At 60.9% G+C, this 18244-nt stretch carries 20 protein-coding genes; 11 read left to right on the plus strand and 9 right to left on the minus strand.

The window, feature by feature from the left end:
* Positions 1-329: 329 nt before the first annotated feature.
* From KLK06_RS41170 to KLK06_RS41180, 3 genes are all read left to right on the plus strand, one after another.
* Complete coding sequence (locus tag KLK06_RS41170; RefSeq protein ID WP_308168687.1) at positions 330-947, plus strand: TetR/AcrR family transcriptional regulator; 618 nt, start codon at positions 330-332, stop codon at positions 945-947.
* 58 nt (positions 948-1005) lie between these two features.
* On the plus strand, positions 1006-1677 hold the full coding sequence (locus KLK06_RS41175) for an enoyl-CoA hydratase-related protein (RefSeq protein WP_214641113.1): 672 nt from the start codon (positions 1006-1008) through the stop codon (positions 1675-1677).
* A gap of 137 nt (positions 1678-1814) precedes the next feature.
* Positions 1815-2276 carry a PaaI family thioesterase gene (locus KLK06_RS41180; protein WP_308168688.1) on the plus strand — a complete coding sequence of 154 codons (462 nt, stop codon included), beginning with the start codon at positions 1815-1817 and terminating at the stop codon, positions 2274-2276.
* Positions 2277-2531: 255 nt separating this feature from the next.
* Here KLK06_RS41180 and KLK06_RS41185 read toward each other — a convergent pair whose 3' ends face one another.
* A complete protein-coding gene (locus KLK06_RS41185) occupies positions 2532-2738 on the minus strand; it encodes a DUF397 domain-containing protein (RefSeq protein WP_250906790.1) in 207 nt (68 codons plus the stop codon).
* Positions 2726-3517 (minus strand): Scr1 family TA system antitoxin-like transcriptional regulator, encoded by a 792-nt coding sequence (locus KLK06_RS63255; RefSeq protein WP_374197185.1) that lies wholly within the window; start codon positions 3515-3517, stop codon positions 2726-2728. The genes KLK06_RS41185 and KLK06_RS63255 overlap by 13 nt, the downstream gene beginning before the upstream one ends.
* 240 nt (positions 3518-3757) lie before the next feature.
* Between KLK06_RS63255 and KLK06_RS41195 the strand changes: the two genes are divergently transcribed.
* Positions 3758-4414, plus strand: a complete 657-nt coding sequence (locus tag KLK06_RS41195; protein WP_214641115.1) for an ATP-binding protein — start codon at positions 3758-3760, stop codon at positions 4412-4414.
* A gap of 423 nt (positions 4415-4837) precedes the next feature.
* Here KLK06_RS41195 and KLK06_RS41200 read toward each other — a convergent pair whose 3' ends face one another.
* Entirely contained in the window at positions 4838-5362 is a 525-nt protein-coding gene (locus tag KLK06_RS41200) for a hypothetical protein (protein WP_214641116.1), read from the minus strand.
* 646 nt (positions 5363-6008) lie between these two features.
* Here KLK06_RS41200 and KLK06_RS41205 point away from each other — a divergent pair.
* Positions 6009-6362: a hypothetical protein gene (locus tag KLK06_RS41205; RefSeq protein WP_214641117.1), complete on the plus strand. Its 354-nt coding sequence runs from the start codon at positions 6009-6011 to the stop codon at positions 6360-6362.
* 174 nt (positions 6363-6536) lie between these two features.
* Here the strand turns inward: KLK06_RS41205 and KLK06_RS41210 are convergent, their stop codons facing one another.
* Entirely contained in the window at positions 6537-8078 is a 1542-nt protein-coding gene (locus KLK06_RS41210) for a restriction endonuclease (RefSeq protein WP_214641118.1), read from the minus strand.
* Positions 8079-8590: 512 nt separating this feature from the next.
* Positions 8591-10384, minus strand: coding sequence for a DNA methyltransferase (locus KLK06_RS61925; protein ID WP_374197180.1), 1794 nt, complete (start codon positions 10382-10384; stop codon positions 8591-8593).
* 62 nt (positions 10385-10446) lie between these two features.
* On the opposite strand from KLK06_RS61925, the gene KLK06_RS41220 reads away from it, so the two are divergent.
* Positions 10447-10701: a helix-turn-helix domain-containing protein gene (locus tag KLK06_RS41220; RefSeq protein ID WP_214641120.1), complete on the plus strand. Its 255-nt coding sequence runs from the start codon at positions 10447-10449 to the stop codon at positions 10699-10701.
* Positions 10691-12169: a HEAT repeat domain-containing protein gene (locus tag KLK06_RS41225; RefSeq protein WP_214641121.1), complete on the plus strand. Its 1479-nt coding sequence runs from the start codon at positions 10691-10693 to the stop codon at positions 12167-12169. The genes KLK06_RS41220 and KLK06_RS41225 overlap by 11 nt, the downstream gene beginning before the upstream one ends.
* A gap of 153 nt (positions 12170-12322) precedes the next feature.
* Here the strand turns inward: KLK06_RS41225 and KLK06_RS41230 are convergent, their stop codons facing one another.
* The 4 genes from KLK06_RS41230 to KLK06_RS41245 form a co-directional block, all read right to left on the minus strand.
* Complete coding sequence (locus KLK06_RS41230; RefSeq protein WP_214641122.1) at positions 12323-12946, minus strand: hypothetical protein; 624 nt, start codon at positions 12944-12946, stop codon at positions 12323-12325.
* Between the two features lie 102 nt (positions 12947-13048).
* Entirely contained in the window at positions 13049-13579 is a 531-nt protein-coding gene (locus KLK06_RS63260) for a DUF1643 domain-containing protein (protein WP_214641123.1), read from the minus strand.
* Positions 13580-14115: 536 nt separating this feature from the next.
* Positions 14116-14589, minus strand: a complete 474-nt coding sequence (locus KLK06_RS41240) for an NUDIX hydrolase (protein ID WP_214641124.1) — start codon at positions 14587-14589, stop codon at positions 14116-14118.
* 58 nt (positions 14590-14647) lie between these two features.
* Positions 14648-14911 (minus strand): winged helix-turn-helix domain-containing protein, encoded by a 264-nt coding sequence (locus KLK06_RS41245; RefSeq protein ID WP_214641125.1) that lies wholly within the window; start codon positions 14909-14911, stop codon positions 14648-14650.
* A gap of 329 nt (positions 14912-15240) precedes the next feature.
* On the opposite strand from KLK06_RS41245, the gene KLK06_RS41250 reads away from it, so the two are divergent.
* The 4 genes from KLK06_RS41250 to KLK06_RS41260 all read left to right on the plus strand — a co-directional run bounded on the left by KLK06_RS41250 (position 15241) and on the right by KLK06_RS41260 (position 18224).
* Entirely contained in the window at positions 15241-15501 is a 261-nt protein-coding gene (locus tag KLK06_RS41250; protein WP_214641126.1) for a hypothetical protein, read from the plus strand.
* Between the two features lie 658 nt (positions 15502-16159).
* Positions 16160-17293: a group II intron reverse transcriptase/maturase gene (ltrA, locus tag KLK06_RS41255; RefSeq protein ID WP_214641127.1), complete on the plus strand. Its 1134-nt coding sequence runs from the start codon at positions 16160-16162 to the stop codon at positions 17291-17293.
* A complete protein-coding gene (locus tag KLK06_RS63265; RefSeq protein WP_374197181.1) occupies positions 17194-17400 on the plus strand; it encodes a group II intron maturase-specific domain-containing protein in 207 nt (68 codons plus the stop codon). The genes ltrA and KLK06_RS63265 overlap by 100 nt, the downstream gene beginning before the upstream one ends.
* A 206-nt stretch (positions 17401-17606) precedes the next feature.
* Positions 17607-18224: a helix-turn-helix transcriptional regulator gene (locus tag KLK06_RS41260; protein ID WP_214641128.1), complete on the plus strand. Its 618-nt coding sequence runs from the start codon at positions 17607-17609 to the stop codon at positions 18222-18224.
* Positions 18225-18244 lie beyond the last annotated feature (20 nt).

Here is an 18244-nt window from a genome sequence, read left to right on the forward strand (position 1 = left end):
CTTCCTGCTCTAACTGGGCCCGACGAGCCTCGCTTCCCTGCGCGAGAGGCTCAGGCGTCAAGCGCCGCCATGTCTCGCACCCCCACCCTCTTATGCACGTGGTGTTAAAACGATTCACGCCGTCGGGGTTCCGAGCTTCCGGTTCTCTTGACCGAAAGAGACCGCCGGCGAGCCCGACAGCGCCGCTTTCTGTCCTGCCATGCCTTCCGTCGCGCGGCGGAAAGGCGGTCGTGGGCGGCGCCGCTACCCCGTCCGGCTCCTTCTTGCATGTTCTATGACATATGGCATAAGTTACCCACGAGTAGCGTCGAATGAAGGTCGGTGGCGGTGTGAGTCCCCGTAGGAGCGACAGCCGGGAGCGGATGGTCCTCAGCGCTGCCACCCTGCTGCGCGAGTACGGCGCCGGCGCGACGAGCATCGACCGCGTCCTCGCGCACAGCGGCGCCCCGCGCGGGTCGGTCTACCACCACTTCCCAGGCGGACGCGCCCAGTTGATCGACGAAGCGGTGACGCTGGCCGGCGACTATGTCGCGGGCCTCATCGACGCCGCGACGCGGGCCGACAACGTGCTGGAGGCCCTCGACACGTTCTTCGCCCTGTGGCGGGACCGGCTGGTGGAGAGCGACTTCCGGGCCGGCTGCCCGATCGTGGCGGTGGCCGTGGAGACCAACGACGACGCCCCGCAACTCGCCCGCTCCGCCGCCGAGGTCTTCGCCCGCTGGAGGGAGGCACTGACCGGCCTGTTCCTCCACAACGGCCTGCCCGAGGGGCGGAGCAGGAGGCTGGCCGCCTTCGTCATCGCCGCAGTTGAGGGCGCCGTGGTCATGTGCCGAGCCGAACGCGGCACCGCACCTCTGGACGACGCCGCCGCCGAGATCCACGACCTGCTGGTCCACGCCCTGCGGGACCGGCCCGACCCTGACCTCGGTCACGGCACCCGCCCGTGACCGCCCAACTCCGGTCACGGCACCCGTCCGCGACCGCTCAGCCCGAGGGAGCCGCGCCATGCCCGTACTCGACCGCCAGGACGACGTCTTCATCCTCGACCTCGGCGACGGCGAGAACCGATTCCACCCCGACTGGATAGCCGCCGTCGATGCCGCCCTGGACGAGGTGGAGAAGGCGGACGGGCCTCGCGCCCTGGTGACCGCCGCGACGGGAAAGTTCTACTCCACCGGGCTCGACCTGGACTGGTACTTCGCCCATCCGGACCAGCACCAGGATTACGTGATTTCGGTGCACGCGCTCTTCGCGCGGCTGCTGTCCCTGCCGGTGGCCACCGTGGCGGCGCTGCAGGGGCACACCTTCGCGGCCGCCGCCATGTTCTCGCTGGCCCACGACTTCCGTGTGATGCGCGCCGACCGCGGCTTCTGGTGCCTGCCCGAGGCCAGTATCAACATTCCCTTCACACCCGGCATGTCCGCTCTCATCCAATCCCGTCTGACGCCGCAGACCGCCCACGAGGCCATGCTCACCGCCCGCCGCTACGGCGGCCATGAAGCCGTGGCCGCCGGCATCGTCGACCACGCCGTCGACGAGAACGCCGTACGGACGACCGCCGTTGAGCTTGCCCGGGCACAGGCGGCCAAGGCGGGCGACACACTCGCCACGATCAGAACCCGCATGTACGCACCTGTCCTGGCCGCGCTGCGCGACACGACCAGCCTCATGGGCTGACACCGTATCCGCCCCACGGCCGACGAGTTGCCCGGCACCACCCCCACCTGGCACAAGCAGGCGCCTGCCCGTATGGAACGCCTCCAGGACTGACCGTCACCCGACGGCTCTATCAGCACCACCGCAAGGAGCAATCCGTGTCCACGACCGACTTCACCGCTCTGTCGGGCCTCGAAATGATGCGCTGGGTACAGTCCGTGCGGCCGACCGAAACCGACATCCCTTCGATCGGCAGGCTGCTCGGCATGCGGTTCGACGAAGTGGAGCACGGCCGCATCGTCATCTCGCTTGACACCCGACCCGACTTCGCCAACCCCCTCGGTACCGTCCACGGCGGCATCGCGGCCACCCTCCTGGACTCCGTCATGGGATGCGCGGTGCACACCACCCTCCCCGCGGGCGTCGGCTACACGACCCTCGAACTCAAGGTCAACTACATCCGGGCAGCCCACACCGGGGGTCAAACGCTCACCGCCGAGGGGAACGTCATCCACGCTGGCCGCCGTACCGCCACGGCAGAAGGAAAGGTCCTGGACGATCAGGGGAAACTGGTCGCCCACGCCACCACCACGTGCCTCATCATCGGAGGCAGCGACTGACCGTGGTTCGGAGCCTTGGTTCACACCGCAGGGCGAGCGTGCCTGAGGCCACCGCTGCCATACCCGACCTGCACGATGATCGCCAGGACGGTGACCGCGGGCAGTACCAGAACCGCCGTGGGCGAGAAGAGGACCGCCGCCACAATGCCGCTGTACCCGCTGCTGCGGCGCCCGACCCCGAACATGGAGTTCTCGTTAAGTGTCGTACGGCGATGCGGGAAGTCTTTGCGATAGCGCGCGAGGGCTTCCCGGCGATCAGACGTCGAACTCGCCGTGGGTCGCTCCGTGCAGGAACGCCGTCCACTCATCGCGCGTGAAGATCAATGCAGGCCCGGTTGGGTTCTTGCTGTCACGTACGGCGACGACGTTCGGGAGATTGGTTGCCACTTCGACGCACTGGCCGGTATCGCCGCTGGCGGTCGCCTTACGCCACTCCGCTTGCTCCAGGTTCACTTCGACCATTTTCTTATCGCATCCCCTATTGCCCGTTGTGACACTGATTGTGAGTGAGCGTCCGCTCTGATGGTGTCATATCTCACCTTGATTTGTGCTACTGCACCATGATCCCCAGTGACATGGCCAGACAGGATCGAGTCCGCCGACACCACTTCGGTCCCGTCACGAAGACGTGCCAGGGCGAATGCACTCACCATGCCAACCACGCAGCCTGCTGCGACTGGCACCAATTGGATGGTGATTCGCGGGTGCTGCGTCAGTTCGTGCAGGTAATGGAGCTGGTTCAGGAGGACTGCCGGCCCTCCGATGGGGCGATCGAGCACGCTCTCGTCGACCAGGGCGAGGAACGTCGGAGGCGTCGGACCTTCGAAGATCTGTATGCGTCGCGTTCGCGCTTGAACCCGTTCCTCCACTCGGTCGGGAGGAGACGTTGTGGAGAAGAGCGCTCGCGCGTACTCCGGGGTCTGGAGTAGCCCTGGCACCAGGAGTGGATCCCACGACTGAAGGATGACCGCCTGTGGCTCTATCTCCTCCACCCAGCGTGCAAACCAACCGAGGGCGGGTGAATGGGCGATTTGCCTATATAGCTTTGCAAAATGCCCGTCAAGCCCGAGAGCCTGATCGGCCGCTTCGGCGAACTCCAGTGTCGGCGTCCGGCGCCCTCGTTCGACGTGGCTAATGAGGGAGGTATGGCATCGCATACGGGCGCTTAGCGATATTTGGGAAAGCTTCGCCTTCTTCCGGTAGTGCTCCAGATTGGAGGCGAAGCGCGCCCGCGGTGACATCTGATCGCTGTTGCCGGTATCCACCCTGCCCTCCGATCATCACGCTCTGCCGTTCATGGCCAGGGCCGCAGCAATAGAACGACGGATATGCGACAGATAATACAGGCTTTGCGTCTTCTTTTGTCATCCAGTTTCGTGAAGTGGAGGCTCTATCGGCCGCCAATATTGCTCATGCTTGGGTTCCAAGCAACAGCGAAAGACGGAGCTTTCGTCGCGTGCGGTGAACGGATTTCCAGGCCCGTGGAGGTGGTCGACGAGATGGACGCGCACGGCTCAGCTCGTGGAGAGGTCGTCCGGCCCGTACATCCGGATCTTGATCGGCAAGAGAAAGGGGGCGCAGGCCATGAGCGGGAGATGTGGCCGTCGCCGACCCAAGCGGGTGTGGATCAACGCGACCGTCTCCGGGAGCACGATATGGACGGAGCGGCGAAGGAAATGGCGAATCGACACACCTGCATAGAGCTACCCGCCTTTCCGGTATCTGTGTCGATTGCGCGTAGACATGTCGTGCGTGTGCTGAAGGGGTGGGGTTGCGAAGAGCTGGTTGCCGACGCCCAGCTCATCATCAGCGAGCTCGTGACAAACGGCATAAAAGCCGTCGAGCCAAGCGAACATTCCCATGGAGAAGAAATCGGGATGTTCGCCTGGTGTGATCGACACGTGTGGATCGGCCTCCATCGGACGGTCCATGACGTGGTCATAGAGGTGTGGGATCCCAGTCGTAAGCCGCCGAGAATCAGCCACCCCAACGCGTCGGAAGAGGGCGGACGAGGGCTGCAGGTGGTCGACAAGACAGCCGCATGCTGGGGTTATCGATGGCCGAGCACGGGCGGGAAGATCGTCTGGGCCGCACTGAAGATCAACCAAGGGTCTGGAGCGCCGGATGGGCCGCGCTGAGGCCATGGCCAACGAGAAGCGCGCGGCTGACGCCCCGGCTCCACCCGCAGGTCTGGAGACGAAGACATGGCCCTGCCCTGGACTCTCCCCACACCCACCCCACCGGGCAGACGACCCGAAGACCCTCCTGGAGTGGACGGCGGATAAGTCGTCCCGCTGCCGGGTCCTCGACTACACCTGCTCATGCGACGCGGTCGTTTACGAGTTCCTGGCCTGCGGTGGCAACTATCGGATCCGCCGCACGGACCAGGCATTGTCTCCTGGTGAGACATACGCCGGCCCGTGGCGCCGCCAGGTAGCGGAACGCATGTGGGCGCTGATCCTCTCGGGCGAGGCCAGCTTATGTTCGTGTCTCACCTCCGAAGCGTCCAGTGAGGCCAGTGAACGCCACTACGCCCCCTTTGGTATTCGCAGAGCAACCTGTTACGGGGAGCCGATCGTCGCTCGGGCCGTTTCGATGAAGCTCTGCAGCCGGTCACGGAACACCTGGTGCGCGTTGTCGAAGCGTGAACGTGCTTCAGGGGCGCCTTGCGCGATGTACCACAGCGCTCCGTTGGCGTCCGTGGCCGCATGTTTGACGGCTTCTGCCTTCGCAGCGACTGCTTCGGGTCCTTCGAGGAGAACCACCCTGGCGCATCGTGCCAGCGGATCATAAGCATCCCGCAGGGCAGTACGTAAGTCCTGAATCTTCTCCAACTGCTCGTCCTGCTCCGTCAGTTGCATGTAGACGTCGCCGAGCCTGTAGTAGAGCTCGCCCGTGATGTGGGCCTGCTCCAAGAACTCGAGGTAGGTCGTCCGACGTGCTTCACGAATCTGAGCATGATGTTGAGCCTTAGCGGACGCTTCGGCCTGGATTCGTGCTGCGGGAGCGTTCCCCAGGCTGGTCACCCATCCCGCTAGGATCGCCGTCCCGCCCGTCAAGATCGCAACCCACACCGTGCTGTCCACACGATCTCCTGGTCAAGGTCGGCGCGTTCGCTCGAAGGCTGCTGCGCCTAGCCACGAAACGGCCCGTCGAAGGACTCTTGCTCCGGTCTCGTCACCTCTGTGTATCCACCATCGCTGTTCCGCAGCGTCTAAACCAGGCCGATCTCAAGAGGAGGTGGCGGCTTGTACGTGTTCTTCCTGAAGGGGAGTCCCGGTCGCGAGGGTGACCCATGACCTGTGAGTGATCTGGGGAAACGCATCCAAGATTATCTCGGACACCCGTGATCACGGTCCTACGGCTGAGGGCAGTGCCGCTTGCCAGCGGCTATCTGGTGCCCGGCTGAGATGCGTGCCAACGACTATCGGTTGATCTTGACGGTGTTGACCTAGTACCGCAGCTGTCATTCAGCGTACGGCCCGACAAGATACGAACGCCTGGTCGTCCAGGTGCGGAAAAAGCAGGACAAGGAGACGAGCTTGGTTACCGATGACCCGGTGCAGCACAATGACGCCCTACGGCCGTTCTTCGTGATCAGATCGTGGTGATTCAGATTGTGACAAACGGCCGTAACCATGTGCGCCGAATTACGAGATCTCTACCAACTCCGGCACTCTCATGCCCGCCGCAGGAAGTCACGTGCGGTAGCCCTTCTCAGAAACTCAATGGATGGATATTCATTCTCTGGCGGTACTGGTGGGCGGATCATCGACCGGCAAGACCCGCGCCTGTTGGGAGGCCGTCCAGAGGTTGCGCGACAGCGGATGGCGCTTATGGCATCCCATCGACCCGAACAGACCCAACGCGGCAGCCGAAGTGCTGTCCGAGATCGGTCCCCGCACCGTGGTGTGGCTGAACGAGTCTCAGTTCTACCTTGCTCCGGACTCGCTGGGTGAGCGGGTGGTCGCAGGCCTGCGGGAGCTCCTGCGCTACCCCGGCAGGGCACCGGTGCTCGTGCTGGGCCCACTGTGGCCCGAGCACCGGGCCACCCTGACGGCCACCGCCCTCTCCTGGTGCCGCTGATCCGCACGCCCAGCGCAGAGCTCTGTTGAGCGGCATGGGAATCTCCATGCCCGAGTCGTTCTCCGACCAGGACCTCGACGCTCTACGGGCGACCTCTGATCCTCGACTGGAACTGGCTGGGGCTCACCTTTCCGCTGTCCTACGAACTGCTCCACGACGCGGCACCGGGCTACCTTACAGGCCAGCAGTGGGACGAGGCCGGTGACGTCCAGAGTCTCGTGGCTCGCCCGGAATGAGATCGCGGACTCGACTCCGCGGCTCGACTGGCTCCCAGTCACAGCTCAGTGTGTACAGCTGTGCGCTTGTGGAGCTCGCGCACTCCACTCGGTTGGCGCGGTAGATCACCGGCTCATAGTCGAGTGGGTGGTGATGGGTGAGGTTACAGATTACGAGTTCACTGGATTCGAGCGGTCGCAGTTCCAGTTCCACCTCTGAACGCGCAAGCTCAGGATCGCCGCAGAGTGGGTTCTCGATGACAATTCCAGTAACCCACTCCCGCACTCGCATGTTGGCGATTGGCTCTGCATCTTCGTCGTCAAGATCGAAGTCTAGGTCGAACACATCGGGCTGAACGATGTAGGCCACTTTCCTGATATCGATCTGCGTTCCCGTAGAGAATCTCCGGGAATGGGTGATCGATCGGCCTTCCAATGGCCGGAAGTACACCGCCTCATGAAGTCCGATGGCCTTACACAGTTGCATCAGCGGGGCTAGGTCCAGCGGGATACCTTGTAGCTGAAACGACAGATTGACTATCGACGCGAGCCGCGACTTGTGAGCGGCGAGTTTAGCCGTGAGGGTATAGAACCCGCCGTCGCACACATCGGTGTAGCAGAGCTCCTCAGAATGGTGAGAATCCTCGGACGCGGCTCGCTCTGCCCACCGAGGGAGCACTGCGGTGAACTCGTCTGTGCCAAGGCCGTGCCAGTTCTGGGAGGACTGCTGGATGCTCCAGCGCGCTTGCCCGGTCGCCCATCCGAGGCTCGCGAGCGTATCGATCAAATTTAGGACTGCCTGCTCACTGAAGATCTCCGGGTACAGATCAAGTGTTACGCCGACGCCGGCAGCCGGCACCCAGTCGATGTCCGGGATCTCCTGGGTGAACACGAACTGCCCGAACCCACCACGACAGTCCAGCACGCGGGTGCGATGACCGTCAGGCCATACGAACTCCGCAGGTGACGCGGGCAGCGCCGTGGGCGACTTCTTGCGCCTCGCCGGCTTGGGTTGCACGAGCGGCGCGTCCAGCAGCACCTCACCATGGGTAAGCAGGGCATCTTTCTTCCGATGCAGGAGCCGCAGTAGCGACTCGCGATCGAGCAGGATTCGCTCAAGTTCGCCACCGGACAGAAGAATGACTGGTTGGGCGGCGTTCGCCACCACGTCTGCGATCACGGACTCAGAGAATCCCTCAACGCTGACCAGGAGCCCGGCTACATACGCAGGTACTCGGCGTAGCCGCGACCGCAGCCCATCGATATCACTGATGTCCAACTTGTCGCTTCGCCACTTTGTTTCGATCAGGTAGCTCTCCGCGTCCCGTGTCGCGAAGAGATCCACCTGTCGAGGCTTGGCAGCTCCAGCGTTCGGCGTAGTTTGAAAGTGATGAGCGCGGAACAGATCGACCATAAACCGTTCGAGGGCGTAACCACGCTGCGCGGGCCGTTTGATCGACGTGATAGCCCGGAACTCCTGTAATAGCCCACGTTTGGTCATAGGGCGATCATGCCAGGCGCATGTGACTGAATACAGCGGCCCCGAGCGCCGCTAGCTACGGAAGCCGCGTCGCCAGCTCGAACGGCGAAAGAACGGTCGTTGCTCGCGCTATGAGGCGAAGGTCCTCATCCCGCCATGGCAGGGACGATCAAGCCCGGACAGAGAGTCTTGGTCGTACGCCCTGTGGACATAGCGTTTGGCCTTGGAGCCGCAGGTGCGCGTGCGTTTCTGACGGGCGCTACGTACTGGCCAGTGCCAGTGTTCACGCGTCGTCGGCATCCCGCATGCGCTTGGGCGAGATCGGCGACTGGAACCTTCGTGCAACTGGACTGCTACCTCAGCCATGCTTACTCGATGCCGGGTCCTGACGAAGGAAGGACTTGGCGGCGATCGCCCCGGCCCCGAACGGCGGGGTCCGAAGTCGGCGATCGTCACGGCCTCAGCAATCCGGAGTCAGCTCAGAAGAGCATGATTACCAGGGATAAGATACAGCCAAAGCCGCGACCGGCGCGCTACTCGAAGAGCGGATCGGCATAGGCCTCCTCGACGGTTGCTTCATCGGCGAGAGGGGCGCTTTCTGAAACTTGCTGCTCCGACTCGTCCTTGCGGCAGAGTCGTCCGCTTTTTGACTCGATTGTCCACCCGTCTTCGACCAGAGTATTATTGATAACGCTTAGGTCGAGCTCTTCGACTGTCCAATTCTTGCGAATCGCCGCTCGTAGGATCTCCAAATATAGATGGCTAGGTGTAGTCCCGCGACTGTCTTCTGCTAGCCTACGCACTTCCCTCACAATTTCCCCTGCGGGAATGTGAGATAGGTCTGGAGGGGTTGCATCAGATGAGCGCATTGTGATGATCAAGTCTAGTGTGGCGATGTGCTCGAAACCAGACGCCAAGCCTTTAACAGAGCGCTGACCCTTGTTCAGGATGGTAAGGGATTCCGGAACGATAGCTAGCTTAGCGCCGCGGATTGCTCGTTGCACAAGCGCCCACATACGTCCCGAAGAGTTGCCAAAAACCATGCTTATGCTGCCACCGGGCTTTAGCACTCTTCGACATTCGGAAAGGGCTGAGGTTAGCAGTTCCTCATACCGCGTCGCTGATCTGTTGCTTCCCCGGCTACGGTCAACGACTGCTTCCTTTTCTACATCAGAGAAGCCGTCAAGCCAGGCTTCCTGAAAGAGAGCCATGTCGGCATAGAATAGGTTCGATCCGAACGGGGGGTCCGTGAACACATAGTCGATACTTTGGTCAGGAAGCGGTATTGCCTCTGCGCTACTTATTTCATAAGTCACGTCAGGCGCAGGGGAATCGGGAGTAGAATATGGATGGCGGGCCGACTTTATCCATTCGTCCGAACGAACTACAGCAGTTACCTTGCGAAGGAAGAGATTATAGACGTTCCACTCGTAGAACACAGGAGCGATATAGTAATTCGCGTTTGCGGCGTTGAGTGGACGCTTCGGATGCCATTGATATCTCTTGGAGGCGCGCGTCAGGCATGCAGTGAACGCGAAGAGCAACTTGCTTCGTATAGCCTCATCGGATACTGCGCGTATTTGCTCTCGTAGAGTTGTGAGAACAGCTAGATTCCTATTCGAATAGAAGGAAGCGATCGTGGTCATGCCGCTCTTGCCAAGTGCTGACGCCTTGTACATTTGGCGGTCTGGCGTTATCTCGACTCGAGGATACGGAAGTCGTTCGATCTCAAGGTCGGCCGAAGTTTGCTGCGGACGCTGCTCCACTTGAGTCCTGCGGCACTCGCAGTCGACGTAGTCTAGGACTGGGATTTCGCTGACACGTTCATTGCGACTACTGATAGAGCTGCGGCAGTGAGGGCAAACCATCTTTGGCTTGTTCCATTCAACTGCCTTCATGGACTCGTAATAATTAACGGGCTGCTCGCAAGCCGGGCATTGTATAACGACCGACCATACGGTTTTGGCAAGCTCTCCTGTACGCGAGCAGCTTAGACATTTGACGGCATATACATTGCCAAGTTCTCTTTGGGCCGCCCGTACTACTTCGCCCGCCTGTTTCTCCAAGAGTTGGGCATCGACCAGGTTTACGTAGTTCCTGCCTATGTGTTGGCCGAGCACACTGATGTCGAAGAGCCGTGCAGAACGGCCCAGCATCGCCGCAGCGACGCCGGTCATGCCTGAGCCGGCGAACGGATCGAGCACCACGGCCCCGGGGCCGGTGTGGGCTTCGATGAACGGGGTGATCGCTGGCACGGGGACCTTGGTCAGGTAGGCGTGCGCCATGTAGGCAGGATCGCTCCTGCCTACGTTGAGCTCTTCTGTCACGGCTCTGATGTTACTCATAGTCTGTAGCCTCATCGTCTGCATCGGCCCTAGCTTCGATCAGCATGACCGAGCGGGGACAGGCGAGATTCCAGCCCCAACGGGTAGCGTTCGGCAATCGTATACGAGAGCTTCGTGAAGCCAAGGGACTATCCCAGGAGAAGCTGGCCGACCTGGCGAGCATCCACCGAACGTACATCTCTAGCGTAGAGCGTGGCCAGCGAAACGTGGGCCTGGACAACGTTTTTGCCATCGCTAGGGCGTTGGAGGTTTCACCTGCTCGGCTATTCGAACATGCCGAGGAGACAAATGGGATTTAAGGAAGATGCCGTCTTCGCTCGAAATTTAACAATGGGCGCTTATGGGGCGGTTGCTCTCAAGAATGATCTAGAGTTGCATGATCATAGCATAATAGAGCTTGAGCGATATGCCCTGGCCAATAAGGTCTGGGGTATAAAGGTTAAGCGTCTTCGAATCCCTGATCTGCTTTGTATCAGATGTGGCCGGCGCTTCGAGGCGAAAGGCAAGTCAAAGCTTGAGATTCAACTCTCGGATTCCGCCACTGCTGGGCGGGAGTGGGACGCCGGAGGTATGCGTGATGAAGATATTTTCGGCTTTGTTCGCGTTGCTATCGCCGAGCAAGATGTTCGGATAGGTCGACCAGTATATGTGACTCGCGCAGCACTTCAAGATGCATATGGAACTGCCAAAAAAAGTACTAGGAAGGCTGTTTCTGCTGGCTCGGAACTCAGTCTGTCTTGGCCGATTTGGGTTCCTAGCTATTCGGGGCAACTTTCCTCAATTGAACCTTTCGATAGTGGCGGCAACGTCTATGTACAAAAGCTGAACGGCGGAAGGCGAACCTATAAGCGGAAGAAGGAATGGTCGCAGGTTTATCTGTACCTATCTCCGGGTGAGTCTTTTGAGGGCACGTTCACTGCTGTAGCAGGGAGTGTAGCTCCCGCTAGCATTGAGTGCGTCGGTGATGCCTGGGATTGGCGGCTAGATCTGACTGCGCCCAATGATGATGATCGCTATGCTGCCGTTAAGTCATGCTATATGCGTCAAGATGCTGACTTGGATGCCCTGCTTGGCGATATAGCACATAACGATCAGGATTGGCGTGTAAGGCTCGAAGCTGCAGGTGTGTTGGCGGCTGCTGACGCAAGCGCGTGGGTACCTTTTCTCCGAGCGTTCGCGAGCGATGTATCCATGGCTCCAGAGCAGCAAATAGAAGGTGTTTTTCTGCTATCAGATTTGGCTAGCACCGAAGCAGCTGATGCTCTCTACGACTTAGCAAGGCCGGAGAGCAATAGGCCTGAGGAGGTTCGTGCTGCTGCGGTGTGGGGCTTAGGGGTGGGAGCGAACAAGCGGCCTGAATGGCTCGTGGAGTTTCTTTCTGATGATAGCGACCGCGTTGCTCTCCATGCAGCATCTTCCCTGACCGGGGGGTTGCCTTCTACGGTTATTGAGTCTCTGCAACAGTGGCTGTTTGCTGGTGAAGAGCGTAAGGCGGCAGTCGCTGCGTCGCTTCTTGCGCGGCACGGTCATGTTCAAGCCTTGTTAGAGGCGGTAGAGACTTCTAATGCTTTTGGTTCCATGTTGGCTCTACGAGCCTTAGGAGATCTTCCTCGAGATCAGGTTGAACGCGGCGCTTCTGGCCCCATTCGCCCAGAGACGTTGAAGGCTCTTGAGCCGATCTGGATTCAACACCGAGATTGGCTGCGACGTCCCGAGAATCTAGGAGCCCTCGACATTCTTGATGCTCAGCAGATTCGGTTCTCGTGACGCAGCAGCCCCTCCAAGGCTGGTCGTCTCTGCAAGGCTATCGAAACCACCGCGTCGCGCAGGCCGCATAGAGGTGAAAGGAATCCAACGTACCACAGGCCCGGCTGTTAGAGAGTCTGGCGCCGGGCCTCTCGCAATAAGTGCGCGTTCTGGCTACGGCAATTCCTCGGTTTCGTAAAGCCCTTGCTGTACGTAGTCCGGCATTGGCAATTCTCCTTCAGGCCATACTCGCACTCCATTTTGTTTAATGAAGTTGAGTGGAATCTTGGGGTTGTTCAGGTGTGATGGTGCACCACCGTTTACCTGGTTTTCCGCTTGCGTGATGAGTTTCTGTTCCCAATCCATGAAATACCGCTCTAACGCTTGCGGCGTGACCTCGTAAATGGCTTCGGGGTGGGATTGATTAAAAACGGCGACAATCCAGAGTCGCACCGATCGATAGCGCCGAAGGTTCTCAAGCGTCAACGTGTGCTCTGTGGTAACTGAAAGGCTTGTCTTCCGTTTTCCGCTTGAGCTAACCCGTGCCACTGTCTTTATCTCGTACTGATTTCCATCGTCGTCGGCGGCATCGTCGCCCGTTCGGTTCAGCTTGTGGAGGCCAAACATTTTAAGAAGGAGAAGTTCTTTATATCCACCGTCGTCGAAAACGTTATGGATGTTATATTCGGATGCCTCGTGCTGAAGTTGCGTGCCCAACTCCACGATGTCGCGAATATCGCCAGTTGGAATCAAGAGCGATCTCTTGCGGTTCCTCGACCCTTCGCTGCTGTCAGTCATGCACCGAAGGTTTGTTGATCTATGCCCTGAGCGTCCACAGACTATGGGTAACACTTTGCCCCCGAGGTAAGGATAATCGCCCAATCGGCGCCACGAGTACATCTACTGGCCGGCCACGGGTAGCTTGCTGTCACAGCAAAGCGGATATCGCATCAGTGCTTGTGCTAGCCTATCTTCAAAGGTGTTACCTTTGACGCGCATCTTTTGTGGGCCTACGTACTGTCGCCATCGTGATGGGTGGCGCGGAGCACCGGCGAGCATCCAAACCTCGCAGATGCCGCTATCGAATGCGAGCCGATAAGTCCATGCAATTTGCTCGGCTAAGACGGTCGCATGCTTGCCTCGTATGGCGCTGGTCCCCCAAGCGAATAGAAGTTCATTTGCGTGACCTATCGAGGCCTGGATTGCTTCTCGCGACCTCATAATTTCTGTTGCTCCGATGTGGACTTCACCTAGCGTATCCAACCCCTTAGAGGGGACGTCCAATAGGTTGACAACCTCCAGTAGATTGCACCTAACTACAGATAGTGCTGAGATCAGATTTTTGTGGGTTGGGGTTTTGGTAGGAGTCCCTGTAGGGGGATTTAGGAGCACCGCGCACAAGGTGTGGGATGGGGTTTCCGGTTCGCTCACGTCTTCCTCAAGATGTCATTCCACGTTGCTCAAGTTCCGCCATGCCGGATCGGATATGCCGGATCAAACTGTTGTTCGTGTACCTACTGGTCGTGGATGACTCAACGCGCGCTGGCTGGTCTGTGGGTACTTGGCCGTGGGCAGTGGTCGGCATGACATGCCTTGAGCATACGGAGAGAAGAGGTGATGGCTCATCCACCTCGGCTCGCGTCTTCCGCATGCGAGCCGGGGCCTTATTGCGGATCGCTCCACGTTCCCTTTACCGCCGAGTTGGCGCGTCTGGGCTGCTCCGACTTGCTCGCGGCTTCCATCACGTGATGGTTCGGCGCATGGGCGGCACTGGCTGTGACCGGCCGGAGAGCCGCAGCACGGCCAGCGACCGCCCACGCGCGTGCCGCCACAGGCGGCCCGCGCCTTGAAACCGTAGAGAAAAGTCTCATCCGGCTGATCAATCATGTCTCTGAGCTGCAGTCATACTGCCTAGTGACCTGCTGCTTCGTAGCGGTTGATGCTTGACATTGTTGGCTGCGGCTGCTTCAGCCAATGTGTGGACTGCCGCCTTGGAGGTAGTGGCTGATCCTCAGTCGCATCGAGCGGTGCATGCCGTAGCCATGAAGCTCGTCTCGGGGCACCCAACGCACTTCCCGAGATTCCGTACTCGGAGTCGGCCGACCGCTGACCGGCCGGCCCGTGAGGACGATGGAGAACTCCTGCCGGACCTCGTCGTTGCTCGTGTAGTGGATGACGTGGCGAGGATCGCTGTAGGTGCCGACCAGCCCAGTGATCTCGCAGGTGATCCCAGTCTCTTCGAGAGTCTCCCGAATGGCCGCCTGGGGGATCGACTCGCCAAGGTCGATGGCTCCGCCGGGCACGGCCCAGTTGTCGTTGTCGGAACGTCGGATCAGCAGCACCTCGCCAGCGTCGTTGGTGACCACGACGTTCACGGACGGGACGAGGCTGTTAGGGGCAGGCGCGTTCGGGTCGTTGAAGTAGTCGATCCGCTGACTCACGTCCCAGGAGGCTACTCCGCTGGAGGCTTGTCTCTGGGCTCGTCGGCGTCGTTGTTCTTCACGCCTCATGGGCGGCGTTGACGAAGCTGCCCAGGTTGGGGACGGTGTAGATCTTGTCTGCGGCCCTGAGGCGTTCCATGGCCTTACGTATGGTGGGGCGGGAGACCCCGAACTCTTCCATGAGTTTGACTTCGGAGATCTTGAACTTGGGTCCCCATTCACCGGTGTCGATCCGCTCCAGCAGGACTTCGAGGATCTGTTCCCAGCGGGAACGGTCCTCGTCGAACTCCCAGGTGCGCGTGTGCTCGACATAGCTGGCCACGGTATGAGAGTAGGAGGGCGTTTCACTGCCCTTCACACCGGATCGTGAAGCTCCATGGAATTTCACGGAGTAGACAGGGACTTACAGGCTTGCTAGTTTGGAGATGTGGCGTTGGTGAGCGAAGGTCTAGAGCCCCTCCGGGTGGGGCTCCGCTCGTGCGCTCCGGCGGGCCGCCCCCGTGAGGGCGCACCATGCGGTACGAGCTGGTTGCTCGCTCACCAACGCCCATTCATCGACCGTGCTCTTTTCGGGCATCGCCAGCCCGACAGGGGCACTCGTGCGCTATGAGGGACGGTGAGCCTGTGGCTGCGTTCGGCGATTTTCACAGCATGCATCCCACCTCGCCGCGGCCGGACGCCGCATCGGTGGCATGGTCACCCGTCCAGCAGCGTACGGATCGTGTCCGCGTCCGGGCTCACACCTGCGAGTGCCTGCCTCTGGTCTTCGAGCAGTGCAGGGCCGGCGGGCTGGGATTCGTACGGCGGCATGACCGGTCCGTCTCCCCGTGGATCGTCGTCGACAGTCCATGGATGAAGGTCGGTGATGCGGAAGTGCTGTGGCAGCGCATCATGCGCGGCGAAGCGAGGTGATGACACGCCGAACCCATAGCTCACACACGTAGCGTCACGATTCGCAACTGATCTGTGACGGCCGTTTCCGCAGGTCGTGTGCCACGAGCGCTGAAGTAGGCGTGTCCGTTGACGCCACCGGAGGCGGTGCTGTGCAAGAGATGGAGGTAGGTCCTCTGGGATCGCCCTGCAGGGGGAGGTTCCAAACCACCGCAGGCTGCGTCGGTTAAGTGCCGTTCGTGGTGAGCGCTGCGGGAAAAGGCGCGGCCAGATCGCGTCAGGTGTGGGTCAGGAAGGCGAGCGAGAGCGAACCGCTGATGACGTGTCGTAAGAAATTCCGGTGGCGTCGAAACCGGGGCAAGACCTGGGCTCCGGGACAAGTCTGGGGGGAGCCTGCTGACTGCCCAGATGGCGTCCGGCATGTAGGCGGCGCGAGCCTGGCCTGGGCTCTTGCATGGAACGTGGGAACCTGTCGCCCCGATACTGTCGCCGACCCGTCAGGGTGGCGGCGAGAGGGAGATCCTCAAGCGGTCCACGCCGCAAGAGGCCGAGTACCGTCGCGGGGCACGGGGGCGGACCGTCTCGTAGTAGCGATGAAGCCCGGTAATGCGGGTGGAGCCAAGGGGACGGGTCATCCTGGTCTGTTCGGTGGTCAACCGGCATTGCCGGGAGGAGCCAGGTGAGCGGGCCGAAGTCGTTTGAGATTTCCAAGCACATGGTCTTTGAGGCGTATCGGAGGGTGAAGGCGAACCAGGGTGCGGCGGGTGTCGATGGCCAGTCGATCGAGCAGTTCGAACAGGACCTCAAGGGCAACCTGTACAAGCTGTGGAATCGGATGTCGTCGGGCTGTTACTTCCCGCCGCCGGTGCGGATGGTGGAGATCCCCAAGCCGGCAGGCAAGGGGGTCCGGGTTCTCGGCGTGCCGTGCGTCGCTGATCGGATCGCGCAGACGGTGGCGGCCATGGCCTTGGAGCCGGAAGTGGAGAAGATCTTCCACCCCGACTCCTACGAGTATCGGCCCCGCAAGAGCGCGCTGGATGCGGTGGGGGCGTGCCGGGAGCGCTGCTGGCGAACGGATTGGGTCATCGATCTCGATATTGAAGGATTCTTCGACAATCTCGATCGTGATCTGGTCCTCCAAGCGGTCGCTCATCACACCGGCCAGAGGTGGATCCTGTTGTATGTGGAGCGGTGGTTGAAGGCTCCGCTCCAGCGGCCGGACGGCACCCTGGAGGCCCGAGATCGCGGCAGCCCGCAGGGCTCGGCGATCTCACCGTTGCTCGCCAACCTGTTCATGCACTACGCGTTCGATGTGTGGATGGCTCGGGAGTACCCGGGCGTCGCCTTTGAACGGTACTGCGATGATGTGGTGGTCCACTGCCGAAGCGAAGCCGAAGCGCACCAGGTGCGGGAAGCGATCGCGCAGCGATTGGACGCGTGCGGGGGGTTGCGGCTGCATCCCGGCAAGACCCGCATCGTGTACTGCAAGGACGGCAAGAGGTGCGGCTCGTACGAACACACCTCCTTCACCTTTTTGGGGTACGGGTTTCGGGTGCGGAAGGTCCGGACGAGGCATGGAAGGTACTTCTTCAGCTTCAACCCGGCCATCAGCGACGAGGCCGCCAAACGCATCCGCGCGCGGATTCGCGCCTGGCGGCTGCACCGACGCAGCGGATCAAGCCTGAGGACCTCGCACACGAGATCAACGCCGTGGTGCGGGGCTGGATCAACTACTACGGACGGTTCTATCCGTCCGCGTTGGTTCCCAGTCTCAACCGGATCAACGACTATCTGGTCCGGTGGATCGTGCTGAAATACAAGCGGTATCGCGGCCGATGGATGCGAGCGAGAGACGCCCTGGGCAGAGCCGCAGCGCTCCATCCCAGAGGCTTCGCCCACTGGCAACTGGTCAAGCCGTGAGCGCGAACGACCGGATGATGGGAGCCGGGTAAGCCGAGAGGCTTAAGCCCGGTTCTGCGAGGGCCGGGGGCTGAGATGCCCCCGGCTACTCACCGAAGCCCGACCTGCGGTTTCGCATGCCCGCCGACTGGCAGTCTTTCTGCCAGTCGCGCAGGTCCTCCGCCTTATCGTCAAAGCAGGCGACGACGAGAAGGAGGGGCGGCGACGTGGCAACAGAGTACGTGACGCAGCGCCAGCGGATCGCGCGAGCTCCTCACCGCAAGGGATGGGATCAAGCGACCCTCGCCGAGAAGATCAGCAGGTCCATCTCCTGGCTGTCCAAGGTGGAGAACGGACGGATGCCGCTCGACCGGATGAGCGTCGTCGGCCAGCTCGCCGAGGTCCTCGGGGTCGAGGTCGCCGAGCTCACCGGCCAGCCTTACCAGCACGAGACGGCGGAACTCGACTCCGGGCACGCCGCGGTTCCCGGGCTGCGGCTGGCGCTTCAGCAAGCCTCCCTGCCCAGTGGGGTGGTGCTGCCGGCCCCGGGGGAGCCGCGGACGCTTCAGGAACTGGAGGCCAATGTTCGACTCGCCGAGCAGCTTCGCCAAGACGCCAAGTTCACCGCTCTGGGCGAGGTATTGCCCAGGATTCTTACCGACCTGATCGCGATCACGAGCGGCTCGTCTGCTGATCGCCCCGAGTTCCTGCTTCGCAACCATGCTTGCCATGAGTTGTTGGGCTATCGGATCTCTGCCAAGTTGCGGCTGCGTCCGTACTTATTACGATTAAACGCACATACGCGGTTCAGATTGTTTGTAAGAATGTATAACGCATTTACGTGAGACGCCCGTTGTGCTTGACT

This window comes from Nonomuraea sp. NEAU-A123 (assembly GCF_018603905.1).
Lineage (GTDB): Bacteria > Actinomycetota > Actinomycetes > Streptosporangiales > Streptosporangiaceae > Nonomuraea.

What these genes read in the sequence shown, in the direction of transcription:
- KLK06_RS41175 (WP_214641113.1), top strand. Translation starts at nt 1,006, where the DNA reads ATGCCCGTACTCGACCGCCAGGACGACGTCTTCATCCTCGACCTCGGC.
- KLK06_RS41185 (WP_250906790.1), bottom strand. Translation starts at nt 2,738, where the DNA reads ATGGTCGAAGTGAACCTGGAGCAAGCGGAGTGGCGTAAGGCGACCGCC.
- KLK06_RS63255 (WP_374197185.1), bottom strand. Translation starts at nt 3,517, where the DNA reads ATGTCACCGCGGGCGCGCTTCGCCTCCAATCTGGAGCACTACCGGAAG.
- KLK06_RS41205 (WP_214641117.1), top strand. Translation starts at nt 6,009, where the DNA reads ATGGATATTCATTCTCTGGCGGTACTGGTGGGCGGATCATCGACCGGC.
- KLK06_RS41210 (WP_214641118.1), bottom strand. Translation starts at nt 8,078, where the DNA reads ATGACCAAACGTGGGCTATTACAGGAGTTCCGGGCTATCACGTCGATC.
- KLK06_RS41220 (WP_214641120.1), top strand. Translation starts at nt 10,447, where the DNA reads ATGACCGAGCGGGGACAGGCGAGATTCCAGCCCCAACGGGTAGCGTTC.
- KLK06_RS41225 (WP_214641121.1), top strand. Translation starts at nt 10,691, where the DNA reads ATGGGATTTAAGGAAGATGCCGTCTTCGCTCGAAATTTAACAATGGGC.
- KLK06_RS41230 (WP_214641122.1), bottom strand. Translation starts at nt 12,946, where the DNA reads ATGACTGACAGCAGCGAAGGGTCGAGGAACCGCAAGAGATCGCTCTTG.
- KLK06_RS41250 (WP_214641126.1), top strand. Translation starts at nt 15,241, where the DNA reads ATGCATCCCACCTCGCCGCGGCCGGACGCCGCATCGGTGGCATGGTCA.